The sequence below is a fragment of the Pseudomonas sp. KB_12 genome, from assembly GCF_052114545.1.
GTDB classification, from domain to species: domain Bacteria; phylum Pseudomonadota; class Gammaproteobacteria; order Pseudomonadales; family Pseudomonadaceae; genus Aquipseudomonas; species Aquipseudomonas brassicacearum.
Map to the genome: position 1 here is coordinate 83350 of NZ_JBFREY010000001.1, position 19642 is coordinate 102991.

At 62.8% G+C, this 19642-nt stretch carries 18 protein-coding genes; 9 read left to right on the top strand and 9 right to left on the bottom strand.

Translation table 11 applies throughout. The features are described from left to right. Positions 1-9: 9 nt before the first annotated feature. From trkA to def, 4 genes are all read right to left on the bottom strand, one after another. Positions 10-1383 carry a Trk system potassium transporter TrkA gene (gene trkA, locus AB4Z20_RS00425; protein WP_442089114.1) on the bottom strand — a complete coding sequence of 458 codons (1374 nt, stop codon included), beginning with the start codon at positions 1381-1383 and terminating at the stop codon, positions 10-12. 24 nt (positions 1384-1407) lie between these two features. Further along, positions 1408-2718 (bottom strand): 16S rRNA (cytosine(967)-C(5))-methyltransferase RsmB, encoded by a 1311-nt coding sequence (gene rsmB, locus AB4Z20_RS00430; protein ID WP_442089115.1) that lies wholly within the window; start codon positions 2716-2718, stop codon positions 1408-1410. Beyond that, positions 2715-3674 carry a methionyl-tRNA formyltransferase gene (gene fmt / locus AB4Z20_RS00435; protein ID WP_442089116.1) on the bottom strand — a complete coding sequence of 320 codons (960 nt, stop codon included), beginning with the start codon at positions 3672-3674 and terminating at the stop codon, positions 2715-2717. The genes rsmB and fmt overlap by 4 nt, the downstream gene beginning before the upstream one ends. A gap of 71 nt (positions 3675-3745) precedes the next feature. Then, the gene (gene def, locus AB4Z20_RS00440; RefSeq protein ID WP_003196300.1) at positions 3746-4252 is read right to left on the bottom strand and encodes a peptide deformylase; all 507 of its coding nucleotides are present in this window, start codon (positions 4250-4252) and stop codon (positions 3746-3748) included. A 169-nt stretch (positions 4253-4421) separates the two neighbouring features. Between def and AB4Z20_RS00445 the strand changes: the two genes are divergently transcribed. The 3 genes from AB4Z20_RS00445 (at position 4422) to AB4Z20_RS00455 (ending at position 7242) form a co-directional block, all read left to right on the top strand. Beyond that, the gene (locus tag AB4Z20_RS00445; RefSeq protein WP_442089117.1) at positions 4422-5447 is read left to right on the top strand and encodes a LysM peptidoglycan-binding domain-containing protein; all 1026 of its coding nucleotides are present in this window, start codon (positions 4422-4424) and stop codon (positions 5445-5447) included. An 81-nt stretch (positions 5448-5528) separates the two neighbouring features. Next, on the top strand, positions 5529-6623 hold the full coding sequence (gene dprA / locus AB4Z20_RS00450; RefSeq protein WP_442089118.1) for a DNA-processing protein DprA: 1095 nt from the start codon (positions 5529-5531) through the stop codon (positions 6621-6623). A gap of 61 nt (positions 6624-6684) precedes the next feature. Beyond that, complete coding sequence (locus tag AB4Z20_RS00455; protein ID WP_018603585.1) at positions 6685-7242, top strand: L-threonylcarbamoyladenylate synthase; 558 nt, start codon at positions 6685-6687, stop codon at positions 7240-7242. 202 nt (positions 7243-7444) lie between these two features. On the opposite strand, the gene AB4Z20_RS00460 is transcribed toward AB4Z20_RS00455, so the two are convergent. Further along, the gene (locus AB4Z20_RS00460) at positions 7445-8422 is read right to left on the bottom strand and encodes an NADPH:quinone reductase (RefSeq protein ID WP_320389694.1); all 978 of its coding nucleotides are present in this window, start codon (positions 8420-8422) and stop codon (positions 7445-7447) included. Between the two features lie 163 nt (positions 8423-8585). On the opposite strand from AB4Z20_RS00460, the gene hemF reads away from it, so the two are divergent. Together hemF and aroE are read left to right on the top strand one after the other, a co-directional pair. Further along, complete coding sequence (gene hemF, locus AB4Z20_RS00465; protein ID WP_442089119.1) at positions 8586-9500, top strand: oxygen-dependent coproporphyrinogen oxidase; 915 nt, start codon at positions 8586-8588, stop codon at positions 9498-9500. Positions 9501-9513: 13 nt separating this feature from the next. Beyond that, on the top strand, positions 9514-10335 hold the full coding sequence (gene aroE, locus AB4Z20_RS00470) for a shikimate dehydrogenase (protein ID WP_442089120.1): 822 nt from the start codon (positions 9514-9516) through the stop codon (positions 10333-10335). Positions 10336-10470: 135 nt separating this feature from the next. Here the strand turns inward: aroE and AB4Z20_RS00475 are convergent, their stop codons facing one another. The 3 genes from AB4Z20_RS00475 to betC form a co-directional block, all read right to left on the bottom strand. After that, a complete protein-coding gene (locus tag AB4Z20_RS00475) occupies positions 10471-12039 on the bottom strand; it encodes a SulP family inorganic anion transporter (RefSeq protein ID WP_018602676.1) in 1569 nt (522 codons plus the stop codon). 189 nt (positions 12040-12228) lie between these two features. Further along, positions 12229-13149, bottom strand: coding sequence for a choline ABC transporter substrate-binding protein (choX, locus tag AB4Z20_RS00480; RefSeq protein ID WP_018602678.1), 921 nt, complete (start codon positions 13147-13149; stop codon positions 12229-12231). Positions 13150-13164: 15 nt separating this feature from the next. Further along, positions 13165-14679 (bottom strand): choline-sulfatase, encoded by a 1515-nt coding sequence (gene betC / locus AB4Z20_RS00485; protein WP_442089121.1) that lies wholly within the window; start codon positions 14677-14679, stop codon positions 13165-13167. A 114-nt stretch (positions 14680-14793) separates the two neighbouring features. On the opposite strand from betC, the gene AB4Z20_RS00490 reads away from it, so the two are divergent. Continuing rightward, positions 14794-15744, top strand: coding sequence for a choline sulfate utilization transcriptional regulator (locus AB4Z20_RS00490; RefSeq protein ID WP_014335842.1), 951 nt, complete (start codon positions 14794-14796; stop codon positions 15742-15744). 88 nt (positions 15745-15832) lie between these two features. Here AB4Z20_RS00490 and AB4Z20_RS00495 read toward each other — a convergent pair whose 3' ends face one another. Next, positions 15833-16492 carry an NAD(P)-dependent oxidoreductase gene (locus AB4Z20_RS00495; protein ID WP_442089122.1) on the bottom strand — a complete coding sequence of 220 codons (660 nt, stop codon included), beginning with the start codon at positions 16490-16492 and terminating at the stop codon, positions 15833-15835. An 84-nt stretch (positions 16493-16576) separates the two neighbouring features. Here AB4Z20_RS00495 and AB4Z20_RS00500 point away from each other — a divergent pair, with 84 nt between their 5' ends. From AB4Z20_RS00500 to AB4Z20_RS00510, 3 genes are all read left to right on the top strand, one after another. After that, positions 16577-16915: a DOPA 4,5-dioxygenase family protein gene (locus tag AB4Z20_RS00500; RefSeq protein ID WP_320389690.1), complete on the top strand. Its 339-nt coding sequence runs from the start codon at positions 16577-16579 to the stop codon at positions 16913-16915. Positions 16916-17274: 359 nt separating this feature from the next. Further along, positions 17275-18582 (top strand): CitMHS family transporter, encoded by a 1308-nt coding sequence (locus tag AB4Z20_RS00505; protein WP_003196275.1) that lies wholly within the window; start codon positions 17275-17277, stop codon positions 18580-18582. Between the two features lie 61 nt (positions 18583-18643). After that, positions 18644-19411: a TerC family protein gene (locus AB4Z20_RS00510; protein WP_253470635.1), complete on the top strand. Its 768-nt coding sequence runs from the start codon at positions 18644-18646 to the stop codon at positions 19409-19411. Positions 19412-19642: the final 231 nt, after the last annotated feature.

A 19642-nucleotide genomic window follows, 5' to 3' on the forward strand; every position in this document is an offset into this window, starting at 1 on the left:
CCGTGGTGGTCAGAAGAAACTCAACCCCACATGGAACAGCTTCTCGACGTCGCGAATGTGCTTCTTGTCCACCAGGAACAGGATCACGTGGTCGCCGGTCTGGATCATGGTGTCGTCGTGGGCGATCAGCACTTCTTCGTCGCGGATGATCGCGCCGATGGTGGTGCCGGGTGGCAGGCCGATGTCGCGGATGGCTTTGCCGATCACTTTGCTGGATTTGGCATCGCCGTGGGCAATGGCTTCGATGGCCTCGGCCGCGCCGCGGCGCAGGGAGTGGACGCTGACGATGTCGCCGCGGCGTACGTGGGCGAGCAAGGTGCCGATGGTTGCCAGTTGCGGGCTGATGGCGATGTCGATGTCGCCGCCCTGGATCAGGTCGACGTAGGCCGGGTTGTTGATGATGGTCATGACCTTCTTCGCCCCCAGGCGCTTGGCCAATAGCGACGACATGATGTTGGCTTCGTCATCGTTGGTCAGGGCCAGGAAGATGTCGGCGTCGGCGATGTTTTCTTCCAGCAACAGGTCGCGGTCCGAGGCACTGCCCTGCAGCACCACGGTGCTGTCGAGGGTGTCGGAGAGGTAGCGGCAGCGCGCCGGGTTCATCTCGATGATCTTGACCTGGTAGCGGCTTTCGATGGCTTCGGCCAGGCGTTCGCCGATCTGCCCGCCGCCGGCGATGACGATGCGCTTGTAGTTCTCGTCCAGGCGGCGCATTTCGCTCATGACAGCGCGAATGTTCGCCTTGGCGGCGATGAAGAAGACTTCGTCGTCGGCTTCGATCACTGTGTCGCCCTGGGGCAGGATCGGCCGGTCACGGCGGAAGATCGCCGCAACGCGGGTTTCCACATTCGGCATGTGCTCGCGTAACTGGCGCAGTTGCTGGCCCACCAGCGGCCCGCCGTAGTAGGCCTTGACCGCCACCAGTTGCGCCTTGCCTTCGGCAAAGTCGATCACCTGCAAGGCACCGGGGTGTTCGATCAGGCGCTTGATGTAGTTGGTCACCACTTGCTCGGGGCTGATCAGCACATCCACCGGGATCGCTTCGTTGTCGAACAGGTCGGCGCGGGTCAGGTAGGCCGCTTCGCGCACCCGGGCGATCTTGGTCGGGGTGTGGAACAACGTGTGGGCAACCTGGCAGGCGACCATGTTGGTTTCGTCGCTGTTGGTCACGGCGACGAGCATGTCGGCATCGTCGGCACCGGCCTGGCGCAGCACCGTCGGCAACGAGCCGCGACCTTGCACGGTGCGGATGTCGAGACGGTCGCCGAGGTCGCGCAGGCGTTCACTGTCGGTGTCGACCACAGTGATGTCGTTGGCCTCGCTGGCCAGATGTTCCGCCAGCGAACCGCCGACTTGTCCTGCGCCGAGGATGATGATTTTCATCCAGTCACTCCTATCGAATCGGTCTTAACCGCGTGCGGCGGCGATCTTGATCAGCTTGGCGTAGTAGAACCCGTCGTGACCACCTTCCTGGGCCAGCAACTGCCGGCCGTGAGGCTGCTTGAGGCCGGCCTGGCTGGCAAGGTCCAGCTCCCGGGCGCCTGGGGTGCGGGCGAGGAAGGCTTCGATCACTTCGGTGTTCTCGGTCGGCAAGGTCGAGCAGGTGGCGTAGAGCAGCATGCCGCCCACTTCCAGGGTCGGCCACAGGGCATCGAGCAGTTCGCCCTGCAACACGGCCAGCGCGGCAATGTCGTCCGGCTGGCGAGTAAGCTTGATGTCCGGATGGCGACGGATCACGCCGGTGGCCGAGCATGGCGCGTCGAGGAGGATGCGCTGGAACGGCTTGCCGTCCCACCAGGTCGCGGTGTCGCGGCCATCGGCGGCGATCAGCTCGGCCTCCAGGCCCAGGCGTTCGAGGTTTTCCTTCACGCGCACCAGGCGCTTGGCTTCCAGGTCCACCGCCACCACGCCAGCCAGCTTCGGCTCGACCTCGAGGATGTGACAGGTCTTGCCACCCGGTGCGCAGCAGGCGTCCAGCACCCGTTGGCCGGGCGCCAGTTCCAGCAGGTCGGCGGCCAGTTGGGCGGCTTCGTCCTGGACGCTGATCCAGCCCTCGGCAAAGCCCGGCAAGGCGCGCACATCGCCGGGGGTTTCCAGGACGATGCCGTCGCGGCTGTACTGGCACGGGATGGCCGGGATGCCCGCCTCGCCCAGCAACGCCAGGTAGGCGTCGCGGGTATGGTGGCGACGGTTGACCCGTAGGATCATCGGCGGGTGGGCGTTGTTGGCGGCGCAGATGGCTTCCCATTGCTCGGGCCAGAAGGCCTTGAGGGATTTTTGCAGCCAGCGCGGGTGCGCCGTGCGGACCACCGGGTCGTGCTCCAGCTCGGCCAGCAGGGTTTCGCTTTCCCGCTGGGCACGGCGCAACACGGCATTGATCAGGGCCTTGGCCCAGGGCTTCTTCAGCTTGTCGGCGCAGCCCACGGTTTCGCCGATGGCGGCATGGGCCGGGACGCGGGTGTAGAGCAGTTGATAGAGCCCCACCAGCAGCAGCGCCTCGACGTCGGCATCGGCGGCCTTGAACGGCTTCTGCAACAGCTTGGCCGCGAGGGCCGACAGCCGCGGCTGCCAACGGGCGGTGCCGAACGCCAGGTCTTGGGTGAAGCCGCGATCACGGTCTTCGACCTTGTCCAGTTGGGTCGGCAGGGAACTGTTGAGGGAGGCTTTGCCGCTGAGGACGGCGGCAAGTGCCTTGGCGGCGGCCAGACGTGGGTTCATGAGGCGTCCGCCGCTTGGCCGAGGACGATGCCGACGGCAAATTTCTCACGGCGGCTGTTGAACAGGTCGCTGAAATTCAGTGCCTTGCCACCGGGCAGTTGCAGGCGCGTCAGGCACAGCGCCTGTTCACCGCAGGCAACGACGAGGCCGTCCTTGCTGGCACTGAGGATCTCACCCGGTGCGCCCTTCCCTTCGGCGTAACTCGCCGCCAGCACTTTCAGGGCTTCGCCGTTCAAGGTGCTGTGGCAGATCGGCCAAGGGTTGAAGGCCCGCACCAGGCGCTCCAGCTCAACGGCTGGGCGGCTCCAGTCGATGCGGGCTTCGTCCTTGTTCAGTTTGTGCGCGTATGTGGCCAGGCTGTCGTCCTGCACCTCGCCTTCCAGCGTGCCAGCGGCCAGGCCGGCAATCGCCTCGACCACCGCTGGCGGGCCGATCAGCGCGAGGCGGTCGTGCAGGCTGCCACCGGTGTCGTCGGCGCTGATGGGGGTGCTGACCTTGAGCAGCATCGGCCCGGTGTCCAGGCCGGCTTCCATGCGCATCACGGTCACGCCACTCTCGGCATCGCCCGCTTCCACGGCGCGCTGGATCGGCGCGGCACCGCGCCAGCGCGGCAGCAGCGAAGCGTGGCTGTTGATGCAACCCAGGCGCGGGATGTCCAGCACCACTTGGGGCAGGATCAGGCCGTAGGCGACCACCACCATCAAGTCCGGCTTGAGCGCCGCCAGTTCGGCCTGGGCTTGCGCATCGCGCAGGGTCGGCGGCTGCAACACCTCGATGCCGTGCTCCAGGGCCAGCTGCTTGACCGGGCTGGGCATCAGTTTTTGCCCGCGACCGGCCGGCCGGTCCGGCTGGGTGTAGACCGCAACGATGTCGTGGGGGCTGGCCAGCAGGGCCTTGAGGTGTTCGGCGGCAAATTCGGGAGTGCCGGCAAAGACGATGCGCAGTGGCTCAGTCATGGGTAGCTCTCAATTACAAAGCAGTCGCAAAAAGAAAAAGGCTTGCCGCGGCAAGCCTTTGAAGGGGGGCATCAAGCATTCTGGCGATGAAGTTTTTCCAGTTTTTTCTTGATGCGGTCACGCTTGAGGGTAGACAGGTAATCCACGAACAACTTGCCGTTGAGGTGGTCACACTCGTGCTGGATGCACACCGCCAGCAAGCCTTCGGCGATCAGTTCATAAGGCTGGCCGTCACGGTCCAGGGCCTTGATCTTGACCTTCTGTGGGCGGTCGACGTTTTCGTAGAAGCCCGGTACCGAGAGGCAGCCTTCCTGGTATTGGTCCATCTCGTCGGTCAGGGTTTCGAACTCGGGGTTGATGAACACCCGCGGCTCGCTGCGGTCTTCGGAGAGGTCCATGACGACGATACGCTTGTGCACGTTGACCTGGGTCGCGGCGAGGCCGATGCCTGGCGCTTCATACATTGTTTCAAACATGTCATCGACCAACTGACGCACTTCGTCGTCCACTACGGCCACTGGTTTGGCGATAGTGCGCAGGCGCGGGTCCGGAAATTCGAGAATGTTCAAAATGGCCATAAGCTTGATAAATGCACGTGTGAGGTAAAGTCGGGTGGCTGGCCTGGCGTGTCTTGGGATGCAGGCTACCGTTGTAAAACGATGCGCTTGTGGAGAATAGCTCCTTAAGCAGCGAGCCACGGGGGCTCTGGCGTTTTACGCGAACGCACATAATAAAGGGATTCACCGCATGAGGAAATCACTACTCGCCCTGCTGCTCCTGGCCTCGGCCGGTATCGCGCATGGGCAAGTGCAACTTCGGGAAGGTTTTCCCCAGCAATACACGGTGGTGACGGGGGACACACTGTGGGACATTTCCGGCAAGTACCTGCGCGAGCCGTGGAAATGGCCGGAGCTGTGGCAGGCCAACCCGCAGATCGAAAACCCCAACCTGATCTATCCGGGCGACACCCTGTCGCTGGTCTACGTCAACGGCCAGCCGCGCCTGACCCTCAATCGCGGCGCCTCGCGCGGCACCATCAAGCTGTCGCCGCGCATTCGCAGTTCGCCAGTGGCCGACGCCATCCCGAGCATTCCGCTGCAAGCCATCAACAGCTTCCTGCTGAGCAACCGCATCGTCGACACGCCTGAGGATTTCAACAAGGCTCCCTACGTCGTCGCCGGCAATGCCGAACGGGTGCTCAGTGGCATGGGGGATCGGGTCTTCGCCCGTGGCTCGTTCGATGCGAACCAGACGGCGTACGGCATCTTCCGCCAGGGCAAGGTCTACACCGACCCCGAGACCAAGGAATTCCTGGGCATCAACGCCGACGACATCGGCGGCGGCGAGGTGGTCGCCACCGAGGGCGACGTCACCACCCTGGTCCTGCAACGCACCACCCAGGAAGTGCGCCTGGGTGATCGCCTGTTCAGCGGCGAAGAGCGCTCGATCAATTCGACCTTCATGCCCAGCGCGCCGAAATCGGACATCCACGGGTTGATCCTGGACGTGCCGCGAGGCGTGACCCAGATCGGCGCGCTGGACGTGGTCACCCTGAACAAGGGCCGGCGCGACGGGCTGACCGAAGGCAATGTGCTGGCGGTGATGAAGACCGGTGAAACCGTACGCGACCGCATCACGGGCGAGCGGGTGAAGATCCCCGACGAGCAGGCCGGCCTGCTGATGGTTTTCCGCACCTACGACAAGCTCAGCTATGGCCTGGTGCTGTACGCATCGCGCTCGTTGGCAGTGCTCGACAAGGTCCGTAATCCGTAACGGGTCTCACAAGTTACCAACAGAGTTATCCACAGCTTGTTCCCGTTTGTACGGGGCTTATAACGATCAAGGATTGATCACATGCCACTGCCTGAATCTGCGCCGGTTTCCCCTGCGGAACTGGAGGCCCGGCTACGCCTTCACCGCTTGCCGGAGCTGGGACCCAAACGTTTCATGACGCTGATGGAGGCCTTCGGCTCGGCCTCCAAGGCCATCAGTGCACCGGCCAGCGCCTGGCGCGCGCTGGGCTTGCCGCTGGCCTGTGCCGAGGCGCGGCGCAACCCGGATGTGCGTGACGGTGCTGCCCACGCACTGGCCTGGCTGGAGCCTGCGGGCCAGCATTTACTGATGTGGGACCAACCCGACTACCCGGCGCTGTTGGCGCAGATCAGCGACGCGCCGCCGCTGCTGTTCGTCGCTGGCGACACTTCGATCCTGGAAAAACCCCAGCTGGCGATGGTCGGCAGTCGGCGGGCATCGCGGCCGGGCATGGACACTGCGGCGGCGTTTTCCCGAAGCTTGGCCGGGGCCGGTTTTGTCATCACCAGCGGCCTGGCCCTGGGCATCGATGCGGCAGCCCATCAGGCGGCATTGGATGTTGGCGGGCGCACCGTCGGCGTGTTGGGCACCGGCCTGGAAAATTTTTATCCACAGCGCAATCGTCGGCTGGCGGACGCGATGATTGCCCAGGGCAGCGCGGTGTTGTCGGAGTTCCCGCTGGACGCACCGCCCCACGCCAGCAACTTTCCGCGGCGCAACCGGATCATCAGCGGCTTGTCCCTCGGTGTGCTGGTGGTGGAGGCCAGTGTCGCCAGCGGTTCGCTGATCACCGCGCGACTGGCGGCGGAACAGGGCCGCGAGGTGTATGCCATTCCTGGATCGATTCATCACCCCGGGGCCCGGGGCTGCCATCAGTTGATCCGCGACGGGGCGGCGCTGGTGGAAACCGTCGAGCACATCCTCGAAGCGCTGCGCGGTTGGCAGCGGTTGCCGCCGGCCTCGGAGCCCGTGCCCGTGACCCATCCGCTGTTGCGCCTGCTGCATGCCGCGCCGCTGAGCAGTGAGGCGCTGGCCGACGCCAGTGGCTGGGGCTTGCCCAAAGTGCTGGCGGCGTTGACCGAACTGGAGATGGAAGGCCGCGCCACCTGTGACAACGGACGCTGGTTTGCGCGCTAGGTTTTATGGGGAAGATCGGTAAACTGCCCACAGCCTTATTTGCGTTGCGGGAGAATCTTTCATGGTCAACAGTTGGCGTGTGCAACAAGCCGCGCGAGAAATTCGCGCCGGGGCGGTGATTGCCTATCCAACCGAAGCGGTCTGGGGCCTGGGTTGTGACCCATGGAACGAAGAGGCGGTGGAACGCCTGCTGGCGATCAAGTCACGGCTGCCCGACAAAGGCCTGATCCTGGTGGCTGACAATATCCACCAGTTCGACTTTCTGTTCGAAGACTTCCCCGAAACCTGGATGGACCGCATGGCCAGCACCTGGCCGGGGCCCAATACCTGGCTGGTGCCGCACCAGAACCTGCTGCCGGAATGGATCACCGGGGTGCACGACACCGTCGCGCTGCGGGTCAGCGATCATCCCACCGTGCGCGACTTGTGCTCGCTGGTGGGGCCGCTGGTGTCCACCTCGGCCAACCCCCAAGGACGCCCGGCGGCGCGCACGCGGATTCGCGTCGAGCAGTATTTCCGCGGACAGATCGACCTGGTGCTGGGCGGCAACCTGGGCGGACGCAGGAACCCCAGCGTGATTCGCGACCTGGCGACTGGCAAGGTCGTGCGCCCGGACTGATACCGCGTCATCGTTCATCGCGGGCAAGCCTTGCTCCCACAGAGTAAAACCTGTGGGAGTGAGGCCTACTTTCACAGAACATAGCCTGTGGGAGATCTACCTCCACAGAGCATGGCCTGTGGGAACATGGCCTACTTCCACAGAACATACCCTGTGGGAGCATGGCTTGCCCGCGATGAGGCCATCACAAACACCCTGTAATTCAAGGCAGGAGAACGGTCGACCCCGTCGTGCGCCGCGCCGACAACTCGGTATGGGCCTTGGCCGCTTCCGCCAGTGGGTAACGCTGGTTGATGTCCACCGTGAGTTTGCCGCTGGTGATCATTGCGAACAGTTCATCGGCCATGCGCTGCAGGTTTTCGGCGTTGTTGGCGTAAGTCGCCAGGGTCGGGCGGGTGACGTAGAGCGAGCCCTTGGCCGAGAGAATCCCGAGGTTCACACCGTCCACCGCACCCGAGGCGTTGCCGAAGCTCACCACCAGGCCACGGGGGGCGACGCTGTCCAGCGACGTCAACCAAGTATCCTTGCCAACCCCGTCGTACACCACGGGCACCTTTTTGCCGTCAGTCAGTTCCAGCACCCGCTGTGCGACGTTTTCCTTGCTGTAGTCGATGGTTTCCCAAGCACCGTGGGATTTGGCGATGGCGGCTTTTTCCGGCGAGCTGACGGTGCCGATCAGCTTCACGCCCAAGGCCTTGGCCCACTGGCAGGCCAGGGAACCCACACCACCAGCGGCGGCGTGGAACAGAATGGTTTCGCCACCCTTGAGTTCATAGGTCTGGCGCAGCAGATACTGCACGGTCAGGCCCTTGAGCATCACGCCCGCCGCCTGTTCGAAACTGATGGATTCGGGCAGATGCACCAGGTTGGCCTCAGGCAAGACATGCACATCGCTGTAGGCCCCCAGCGGGCCGCTGCCGTACGCCACCCGGTCACCGACCTTGAACCGCGTGACGTGCGAGCCGATCGCCTCGACCACGCCCGCGCCCTCGGCGCCCAGGCCCGATGGCAACGCCGGTGGCGGATAAAGGCCGCTGCGGTAGTAGGTGTCGATGAAATTCAGACCGATCGCCTTATTGCTGACGCGCACCTGCTGCGGGCCGGGCTCGGCAGGCGAGTAATCGACGTACTCAAGCACTTCGGGACCGCCGTGGGAACTGAACTGGATACGTTTGGCCATCTTCACTTTCTCCTTGTCGCATGACTTTTACCAAGCCTGCTATCGGACTCCTAAGCTTGACCGTCGTCAACTGTGGTGTGGGCAAGTGCGGTGGTATCCTGTGCGCCCATTTGCCACCGGCCCGCCATACGCCGCGTAGCGTAGCCCTGATCAAGGTGATGTCATGTCCACTCGCACCGAGGCCGTGAAAGCCTACCTGCTCGACCTGCAAGACCGTATTTGCGCCGCCCTGGAAACCGAAGACGGCGGCACGCGCTTCGTCGAAGATGCCTGGACCCGGCCGGCCGGTGGCGGCGGTCGCACGCGGGTGATCGAGAACGGCACGGTGATCGAAAAGGGCGGCGTCAACTTTTCCCACGTCTTCGGCAGCGGCCTGCCACCCTCGGCCAGTGCCCATCGGCCAGAACTGGCCGGACGCGGCTTCGAAGCCTTGGGCGTGTCGCTGGTGATCCACCCGTACAACCCGCACGTGCCGACCTCCCACGCCAACGTGCGCTTTTTCATCGCCGAAAAGGAAGGCGAAGAGCCGGTCTGGTGGTTTGGCGGCGGCTTCGACCTGACGCCTTACTACGGCGTCGAGGAAGACTGCGTCCATTGGCACCGTGTCGCCGAGCAGGCCTGCGCGCCGTTCGGCCCTGAGGTGTACCCGCGCTACAAAGCCTGGTGCGACAGCTATTTCCACCTCAAGCATCGCAACGAGCCCCGGGGCATCGGCGGCCTGTTTTTCGACGACCTGAACGCGTGGGATTTCGACACCTGCTTCGCCTTCATCCGCGCCATCGGCGACGCCTACATCGATGCCTACCTGCCGATCGTGCGCCGCCGCAAGCACGACGCGTTCACCGCCAAACAGCGGGAATTCCAGGAGTTTCGCCGTGGGCGCTACGTGGAATTCAACCTGGTCTACGACCGCGGCACCCTGTTCGGGCTGCAATCGGGTGGACGTACCGAGTCGATCCTGATGTCCCTGCCACCGCAAGTGCGCTGGGGCTACGACTGGAAAGCCGAGCCGGGCAGCGAAGAAGCGCGGCTGACCGAGTACTTCCTGCAGGATCGCGATTGGCTGGCGACGGCCTGAACGAGGATTGTCCATGGACCACTACGTTGTAATGGGTAACCCGATCGGCCACAGCAAGTCGCCGTTGATCCATCGCCTGTTTGCCGAGCAGACCGGGCAAACCCTGGACTACAGCACGCTGCTGGCGCCCTTGGAGGATTTCGTAGGTTGCGCCCGAGCATTTTTCCGCCAGGGACGTGGGGCGAACGTCACGGTGCCGTTCAAGGAAGACGCCTTCCGCCTGGCCGATAGCCTGACCGAGCGGGCCCAGCGGGCCGGGGCGGTCAATACGTTGAGCAAACTGGCCGACGGTCGTCTGCTGGGTGACAACACCGACGGCGCCGGGCTGGTCCGGGACCTGACCGTCAATGCCGGCTTCAGCCTCAAGGGCAAGCGCATCCTGTTGCTCGGGGCTGGCGGCGCGGTGCGCGGTGCCCTGGAACCGCTGCTGGCCGAAGCGCCGGCCTCGGTGATCATCGCCAATCGCACGGTGGAAAAGGCCGAATTGCTGGCCGAGTTGTTCGCCGACCTGGGCCCGGTCTCCGCCAGCGGGTTCGACTGGCTGCAAGAGCCGGTGGACCTGATCATCAACGCCACTTCCGCGAGCCTGTCGGGGGATGTACCGCCGATTGCCGCCAGCCTGATCGAGCCCGGCAAGACGGTTTGCTACGACATGATGTATGGCAAGGAACCGACCTCGTTCTGCCGTTGGGCCAAGGAACACGGCGCGGCGGTGGCGATGGATGGCCTGGGCATGCTCGCCGAACAGGCCGGCGAAGCGTTCTACCTGTGGCGCGGGGTACGCCCGGACACCGCGCCGGTGCTGGCCGAGCTGCGCCGCCAGTTGGCGCTGTAGGACCTATGTAGGAGCTGTGTAGGAGCTGTCGAGTGCAACGAGGCTGCGATCTTTCCCCAGACACTTGAATCTCAAGCGAAAGATCAAAATCAAAAGATCGCAGCCTTCGGCAGCTCCTACAGGGGTTGATTCAATTCAGTCTTCGAAATGAATCGGGCACTTCTGCGCCCCCTCCAGCTTCAACAACTCCTCCACCACCTGCGGCCGGGCCATGCGCAAGGTCAGGCTACGGCCCTGGCTGCGCAGGCGCCGGGCTTCCTGGTGGAGCATTTCCACCCCGGAATAATCGATGAAGTTGATCTGCTGGGCATCGATGACCACCCGCTGCGCCTGCAACCGTTGCAGACGTGCTTGCAGGTAATGGCTGGCGCCGAAAAAGATCGAGCCGCCGACCCGCAGGATTTCCGCCTCCCCTTCGCGAAAATGCTGCACTCGCGGCTGTGAAGTGCGCTTGAGGTAAAAGAACAGCGAAGCCAGTACGCCGGCGTAGATGGCGGTTTGCAGCTCCAGCAGCAACGTGGCCAGGCAGGTCAGGCCCATCACCACGAATTCGGCGCGGCTCACGCGGTACAACGCCCGGATACCGCGATGGTCCACCAGCCCCCAGGCGATCAGCAGAATGCTGCCGGCCATGGCCGGAATCGGGATGTGCGCGATGAGGTTCGCCCCGGCGACCGCAAACAACGCCACCCACAAGGCCGAGAACACCCCGGCCAGGGGCGAGCAGGCCCCGGCTTCATAGCTGAGGCCGGAACGGGTAAAGGAACCGGCCGACAATGATCCGGAGAAAAATCCGCCAACGATGTTGGAAAGTCCCTGCGCCCTCACCTCCTGGTTCGCATCGAGCAATTGCCCGGAACGTACCGACAGCGAGCGGGCGATGGACAGGCTGGTGACCAGCCCGAGCATGCCCACCGCGACGGCCCCGGGCAGCAGGCGCAGGATCAGCTCCAGGTCCAACGGCAACAACGTGAGCGGCGGCAGGCGTCCGGCAAAGGCACTGACCAGCGCCACATGCGCGAACATCGCCGGCCACAACCAGACCACCAGGCTGCTGATGACTAAAGTTATCAACAGGCTCGGCCAGCGCGGCAGCAAGCGCTTGAGCACCACACCCAGGACCAGGGTCCCCAACCCCAACAGCAGCGACGGCTTATCCACAGCCCCGATGTGGTCGACCAGCATCAGCAGGCCCCTCAACGCCGTGGCTTCGTTCGGCAGGTCGAGGCCCAGCAGGTTCGGCAACTGCCCCAGGGCGATGACCACCGCCGCGCCCAGGGTGAAACCCAGCACCACCGAGTGCGAGACGAAATTCACCAGCGCCCCGAAACGCAGCAACCCCAGCAACCATTGGAAAATACCCGCCAACACCGTCAGCAGCAGGATCAAGGTGATGTAGTCCTGGCTGGCGGGGACGGCCAGCGGACTGACGGTGGCGTACAAGACGATGGAAATCGCCGCCGTGGGCCCGCAGATCAGGTGCCACGACGAACCCCACAGGCAGGCGATCAGCACCGGCACGATCGCCGCATACAAGCCGTATTCCGGTGGCAGACCGGCAATCAGGGCGTAGGCAATGGACTGCGGCAACGCGAGAATCGCGCCGCTCAGGCCGACGATCAGGTCACGGCCGACACTGGCGCGGGTCTGCCGAGGCAGCCAGCTCAGGAAAGGCAAGAGTGAACGGCGCGTGGGGATTGCCATGGGGCCTCAAGGATGGGGTTTGCAAACAAGGGTATCAGGACAAGGCACCGTTCTCCCTGTGGCGAGGGGATTTATGTGGGAGCAAAGCTTGCTCGCGAAACAGGCACCTCGGTCTCTGAAAGACCGAGTCGTCTTCATCGCGGGCAAGCCTTGCTCCCACATAAATCCCCTTGCGACAGTGCTCCGCCGTCAGAGCTTGGCCTTCACCGCCGCCAGCGCATCCTTGCCATCGAGGGTCTTCACACCGTCCAGCCATTTATCCAGGACCGCCGGGTTGGCCTTGATCCAGGCCTTGGCCGCATCGGCGTTGCTGACCTTGTTGTTCACCACCTCAGACATGATGCTGTTTTCCATGTCCTGGGTGAAGCTCAGGTTGGTCAGCAGCTTGCCCACGTTCGGGCAGGCCTGTGCATAACCTTTGCGGGTCAGGGTGTAGACGCTGCCGGTGTCGCCGAAGTATTTCTCGCCGCCCTTGAGGTAGTGCATTTTCAATTGCACGTTCATCGGGTGCGGGGTCCAGCCGAGGAAGGTCACAAACTTCTGTTTCTTCACCGCCCGGGAGACTTCCGCCAGCATCGCCTGCTCGCTGGATTCCACCAGTTTCCACTCGCCCATGCCGAAGTCATTGGTCTTGATGATTTCTTTCAGGGAGAGGTTGGCCGGAGCGCCGGAGCCGATGCCGTAGATCTTCTTGTCGAACTTGTCGGCGAATTTGTTCAGGTCGGCAAAGTTATGCACACCGGCATCCCAGACGTAGTCCGGGACCGCCAGGGTGAACTCGGTACCGTCGAGGTTCTTGGCCAGTTGCGTGACGTCGCCATTGGCGACGAACTTGTCATAAAAGCCCTGCTGCGCCGGCATCCAATTACCCAAAAACACATCCACCTGGCCATCCTTGAGGCCACCGAAGGTGATCGGCACCGCGAGGGTGTCGACCTTGGCCTTGTAGCCCATCCCGTCCAGCAGGAACCCGGTGATGGCATTGGTGGCGGCGATATCGCTCCAACCCGGGTCGGCCATCTTCACGGTTTCGCAGCTTTGCTCGGCCCAGGCCGAAACACTGCTCAACGCCAACAGCCCAGCGGTCAGTACTGTGGATAACTTTTGCATGGCTTGCCCCTTACGTTATTGGTTTTGGCAGGGTTGTGGATAACGGGCCTTGCGTTCCAGATCGTCGAGGTCGATGTGGTTACGCATGTACTGCTGGCTGGCGTCCACCAGCGGCTGGTGATCCCAGCTCTTGAGTTTGCCCAGGGTCAGCGCCTGGGCGACGAAACGACGGCGGCGCTGGCTGGCGAGCACCTGTTGATGAATGGTCGGGATGTCCCACTTGGCACGCGCTTCAGCGAGAAAATCGGCGAACAGGGCCTGATGCTCCAGGGATTGGCTGAGATTTTCCAGTTCCTTGGGATCGTTGCGCAGGTCGAACAGCAGGCACGGGTCATCTTCGCTGTAGATGAATTTCCACTGGCCGCGACGGATCATCATCACGGGGCTGATGGTGCCTTCGGCCATGTATTCACCGAAGACTTCGTCATGCCCGCCCTGCCCTTGCAGATGCGGCACCAGCGAACGGCCATCCAGCGGCAAGCCCGGTTCCAACGTGCCGCCGGCCAGCTCGACCAGGGTCGGCAGCAAGTCGGCGGTGGACACGGCCGCGCCCACCCGGCCGCTGGCGAACTGCCCCGGTGCGCTGATGAGCAACGGGACGCGGGCAGCCATTTCGAACCAGTGCATTTTGTACCAGAGGCCCTTTTCGCCGAGCATGTCCCCGTGATCGCCGGAGAACACGATGATCGTATCGTCCAGCAGACCGGTGTCTTCCAGGGTTTGCAGGAGCTTGCCGACGTTGCTGTCAATGTAGCTGCACGCGCCGAAATAGGCGCGGCGGGCATCCCGAATCTTATCCACAGGCATTGGCTTGTCCCACAGGTCATAGACCTTCAGCAGCCGCTGGGAATGGGGGTCGAGCGTCGTTTGCGCCGGGGTCTGCGGCAAAGGGATGTCGCTGTCGTCATACAAATCCCAGAACGCCTTGGGAATCGTGTACGGGTCGTGTGGGTGGGTCATCGATACGGTGAGGCAAAACGGCTGGTCACCGTCCTCGCGAATGTGGTCGAACAAGTACTGCTGGGCCTTGAATACCACTTCTTCATCGAAATCCAGCTGGTTGGTGCGCACACAGGGCCCGGCCTGCAACACCGACGACATGTTGTGGTACCAACTCGGCCGCACGTCCGGCTCGTCCCAGTTCACCGCCCAGCCGTAATCGGCCGGGTAGATGTCGCTGGTCAGGCGCTCCTCGTAGCCGTGCAGCTGGTCCGGCCCGCAAAAGTGCATCTTGCCGGACAGCGCCGTGCGGTAGCCGAGGCGACGCAGGTAATGGGCGTAGGTCGGCACGTCCGCCGGGAAATCCGCCGCGTTGTCGTACGCACCGATCTTGCTCGGCAACTGGCCGCTCACCAGGGTGAAACGCGACGGTGCGCACAGCGGGCTGTTGCAATAGGCGGCATCGAACACCACGCCCTCAGAGGCGAGGCGCGACAGGTTCGGCAGCTTGATCGGCGAAGGACCGTAGATCGGCAACATTGGCGCGGCCATTTGATCGGCCATGATGAAAAGAATGTTCTTGCGCTTCATGTATTCGCGGCATTCCATAGTAGACAGTTATGCGATATTGCTGCGATTGAGCATGTAGCCCCCGGGTTTTGGGGTAAAGCCCATGCAGGATAATGACTAGGATAAGCACCGCTTATGTATGACGCCCTGGGTAACCTGTCCCTGGAACTGTTCCGTGCCTTTGAAGCCGCAGCACGCCAACAAAGCTTTACGGCGGCGGCGATTGAGCTGGGCACCACGCAACCGGCCATCAGCCAGCAGATCAAGCGCCTGGAAGAGCAACTGGGCACGCGGTTGTTCGACCGCATCTATCGCGGCATCGAACTGACCGAGGCCGGGACGATCCTGTTCGAGCAGGTCCAGGCCGGCTTGCAAAGCATCGATGCCGGGCTGAGTGCGATCACTGCCCAGCATCAGCATGAGGTGCTGCAAGTCGCCACGGACTTCGCCTTCGCCGCCTATTGGTTGATGCCGCGCTTGCATCGCTTCCACGCCGCCAATCCGCAGGTGGACGTCAGCCTGGTGACCAGCGAACGCAACCACAACATGCTGCGCACTGATATCGACGTTGCTGTGCTGTTCGGCGACGGTCGCTTCAAACAGGGCGAAAGTCGCTGGCTGTTCAGCGAAGAAGTCTTTCCGGTGTGCAGCCCGCTGCTGCTCAAGGAACGTCCCCTGCCCTTGTCCGCCCAGGCCTTGGCGGAGTTTCCATTGCTGCACCTGCGCGCAGGCAACAGCAACAGCTGGTTCGACTGGAGCGGCGTATTCCGCGAGCTGGGCATCACCTCGCCGCCAGCACCCGGGCAACTGCGCTTCGACAACTACACGCTGCTCATCCAGGCGGCGATTGGCGGCCAGGGCGTCGCCATCGGCTGGCGGCACCTTGTGGATAACTTATTGGCGCAAGGGCTGCTGTGTCGCCCGATCGCTGAAACGGTGCTGTCGCGGCTGGGGTATTACGTGGTCTTGCCCCAGCGTAAACGCCGCGGTGTGTTGATCAGGCAATTCGTCGATTGGCTGATGGAAGAACAGGCCAACAGTGCCGAATCGCTCACGGGGCTGCCGTTGCCGTCGATTGCTGTTTGAGTATGTGGCCGTTTTTTTGGGGCTGCTTCGCCCGAAGCGTCGGACCGGCCCAGCGGGAGCAAGCTCCCTCGCCACAGGATGTCCACAGCTAGTTGGCGGCGACAAAGCTGACGTGCTCGCCCACGTGCAGGTTCAGGCGCAGCTCATCGGCGATGCCGACCGCCACCCGGTTGAGTCGCTCCAGGGATTCGGCCATGCCGGGTTCGAGGCTGGTGCTGACCTGGCTGAAATGTTCGATGCCCAGGCCAGGCGCGGCATAGGGTGCATTGATCAAGGTCCACTGCAAGGTGCTGTTCTTCAGGGCATCGAGCACTTCTTCGGCGGCATGGCACTGCAAATCGTCGTCCGTCGGCTCCTCATCGAGCACCGCAAAGTCGCCCACCAGGAACAGCCGGGGAATATTCACCGCCTGCATGCCGGCGATCAGTGCATCCACGGCCAATACTTGCTCCACCGGGCCGGGAATCAGTGTGCGCTCCACTTGTTCGCTGTTCATCGGCAACCCCGGCGCGTTGAGCAGACACACCACGGCGCTGGCACCGGCAACACTTTGCTTGACCCGCTCGGGATCGAAAAGATCACCGGTCTTGGTCCGCAGGCCCGGGCGTGGAGCCAGGGCAGTAAGATCGTCGAGAATGGCGATGACTTCGTGCTGGCGCCGCAGCATTTCAGCCATCAACGCACTGCCGAGGCTGCTCATGGCACCATAGAGCACCACTTTGATGACCGGGGTTTCGGCGTTTTTCATGGCTGCTTTCCTCTTTATCCCGCGTGTAAAGGCTCTGACCCGCGGCAAACGGCGAGGGTTCGGCCTCTTTTCAAGGAGTGACAGATGCAGCGGATCAAGGGCTACCACGTCCACGTGTATTTCGACGCCAGCACCCTCGACCAGGCGCGGGCCTTGTGTGAGGAAGCGGCGCAACTGTTTCCGCTGAAAATGGGCCGCGTCCATCAACGCCCAGTCGGCCCGCACCCGGACTGGAGCTGTCAGCTGGCCTTCGATCCACAGTACATCGGCGTGGTCCTGCCGTGGCTGGCGCTCAATCGCAAGGGCCTGGTGATTTTCCTGCACCCGGAGACCGGCGATGACCTGACGGACCACACCGAGCATGCGATCTGGATGGGCGCGGTGCGGCCGTTGAATCTTTCAGCATTCAAAGCAAGCACCTGACGGCTTTTGTGGCGAGGGAGTCCCGCTGGGCTGCGAAGCGGCCCCAGGATTTTGCGGTCGCTGCGCAACCGAGCGGGAGCAAGCTCCCTCGCCACAAAAGCTGGACCAACCAATATCACCGGCGAAAGCTTGCTGAAAGCTAGCGCGATTAGGATCACCCCCACTACCGGCAAAAGACCGGTCGGCCAAAGCGAGTTTTCAAGGCTCGTTCGGCCCTTTTAACAACAACAATGGTGATTCTGATGTCCGCTGCTACCCGTCCCGCTGCACCCACTCCATCCGTCCGTCCCGTGCCCTGCATCTCGCGCTGACCTGTCCGGTTCGCCTTTGCCCGCCGCGCCACGCCTGGAGTATTTCCTATGCTGACTTTCCTTGGCTTCGCCATGGTCATCACGTTCATGTTCCTGATCATGACCAAGCGCCTGTCTGCGCTGATCGCCCTGATCATCATCCCGATCCTGTTCGCCCTGTTCGGCGGCTTTGCGCCGAAGATCGGCCCGATGATGCTCGAAGGCATCACCAAGCTCGCCCCGACCGGGGTGATGCTGATGTTCGCGATTCTGTATTTTGCCCTGATGATCGACTCCGGCCTGTTCGACCCGGCCGTGCGCAAGATCCTCAAGCTGGTCAAGGGCGACCCGTTGAAAGTTTCGGTCGGTACCGCCGTTCTGGCGCTCGTCGTTTCCCTTGATGGTGACGGCGCGACCACTTACATGATCTGCGTGGCCGCGATGCTGCCGCTCTACAGCCGCATCGGCATGAGCCCACGCATCATGGCTGGCCTGATCATCCTCGCCGGCGGCGTGATGAACATGACCCCGTGGGGCGGCCCGACGGCCCGTGCCGCCAGTGCCCTGCACGTGGACCCGTCCGACATCTTCGTGCCGATGATTCCGGCGATGGCCGCCGGTGTGGTGGCGATCCTGCTGATTGCCTACATGTACGGCAAGCGCGAGCGCGCACGCCTGGGTGAATTGCATCTGGTCGGCGATGAAATCGACCACAGCGAAATCAGCGTTTCCCAGTTCCCGGACGCCCGTCGTCCGAAGCTGATCTGGTTCAACGGCGCGTTGACCCTGGGCCTGATGGGCACCCTGATCGCCGGCCTGTTGCCGCTGCCGGTGCTGTTCATGGTGGCCTTCAGTATCGCGATGATCGTCAACTACCCTTGCCTGCAACAGCAGAAAGACCGCGTTGCGGCCCACGCCGGCAGCGTGTTGGCGGTGGTCGGGCTGATTTTCGCAGCCGGTATCTTTACCGGTATCCTGTCCGGCACCGGCATGGTCGACGCCATGTCCAAGAGCCTGCTGGCAGTGATCCCGGACTTCCTCGGCCCGTACCTGGCAGTGATTACCGCGCTGGTGAGCATGCCGTTCACGTTCTTCATGTCGAACGATGCATTTTATTACGGGGTGTTACCGGTTCTCGCCGAGGCAGCCAGCCATTACGGCATCACCGCCGTTGAAATGGCCCGTGCCTCCATCGTCGGCCAGCCCGTCCACCTGTTAAGCCCGCTGGTTCCGTCGACCTACCTGCTGGTAGCCCTGGCCGGGATCGAATTCGGTGATCACCAGCGCTTCACCCTGAAGTGGGCAGTACTGGTTTGCCTGTGCATAATGTTCGCCGCCTTGCTGATGGGGATCTTTCCGCTGTTCAGCACTCTATAAAAGCAATGCCCGCTGCGCCGCCATCGGCGGCGCGGCCTAACACTCGCTCAAAGGAACTCACATGGAATGGCTGACCAACCCGGAAATCTGGGTTGCCTTCTTTACCCTGACCGCCCTGGAAATTGTCCTGGGCATCGACAACATCATCATGATCTCGATCCTGGTCAGCCGCATGCCCAAGCACATGCAGGCGCGCACCCGGATCTTCGGCCTGGCTCTGGCCATGGTCACGCGGATCCTGTTGCTGCTGTCCATCACCTGGGTCATGCGCCTGACCGCCGATTTGTTCGAAGTGTTCGGCCAGGGCATCTCCGGTCGTGACCTGATCCTGTTCTTCGGTGGCCTGTTCCTGCTGTGGAAAAGCTCCCAGGAGATGTACCACGCGCTGGAAGGCGAAGATGAAACCAACGACGAACCTTCGGGCAAGGGCGGCAAATTCATCTACACCATCGTCCAGATCGCGATCATCGACATCGTGTTCTCCCTGGACTCGGTCATTACCGCCGTCGGCATGGTCTCCCATGTACCGGTGATGGTGGCAGCGATCATCGTCGCCGTGCTGGTGATGATGCTGGCCTCGGCCACTATCAGTGAGTTCATCGACAAGCACCCGTCGCTGAAGATGCTGGCGCTGTCGTTCCTGCTGGTGGTCGGTACCGTGCTGATCGCCGAGTCGTTCGACGTGCATGTGCCAAAAGGCTACGTCTACTTCGCCATGGCGTTCTCCCTGGCGGTGGAAGCCATCAACATCAAGATGCGCACTGCGATTGCACGCAAGCGCAAGCAGCAGGACCCGGTGAAACTGCGCAAGGACGTTCCTGGTCAGTAACTGTACAGGGCAATGAATGAAGGGGCTCTTGGAGCCCCTTTTTCATGCCCGCGAAAAAGTGGCCGGATGCAAAACCTGTGGGAGCGAGCTTGCTCGCGAACGCGGTGGATCAGACAGCATTAATGTGACTGACCTACCGCCATCGCGAGCAAGCTCGCTCCCACAGGGGGTTTGGTGGTTTTCGAGGGATGTATTTTTATGACAGTTTTGTTTCAAACGATTCTTTAGCTG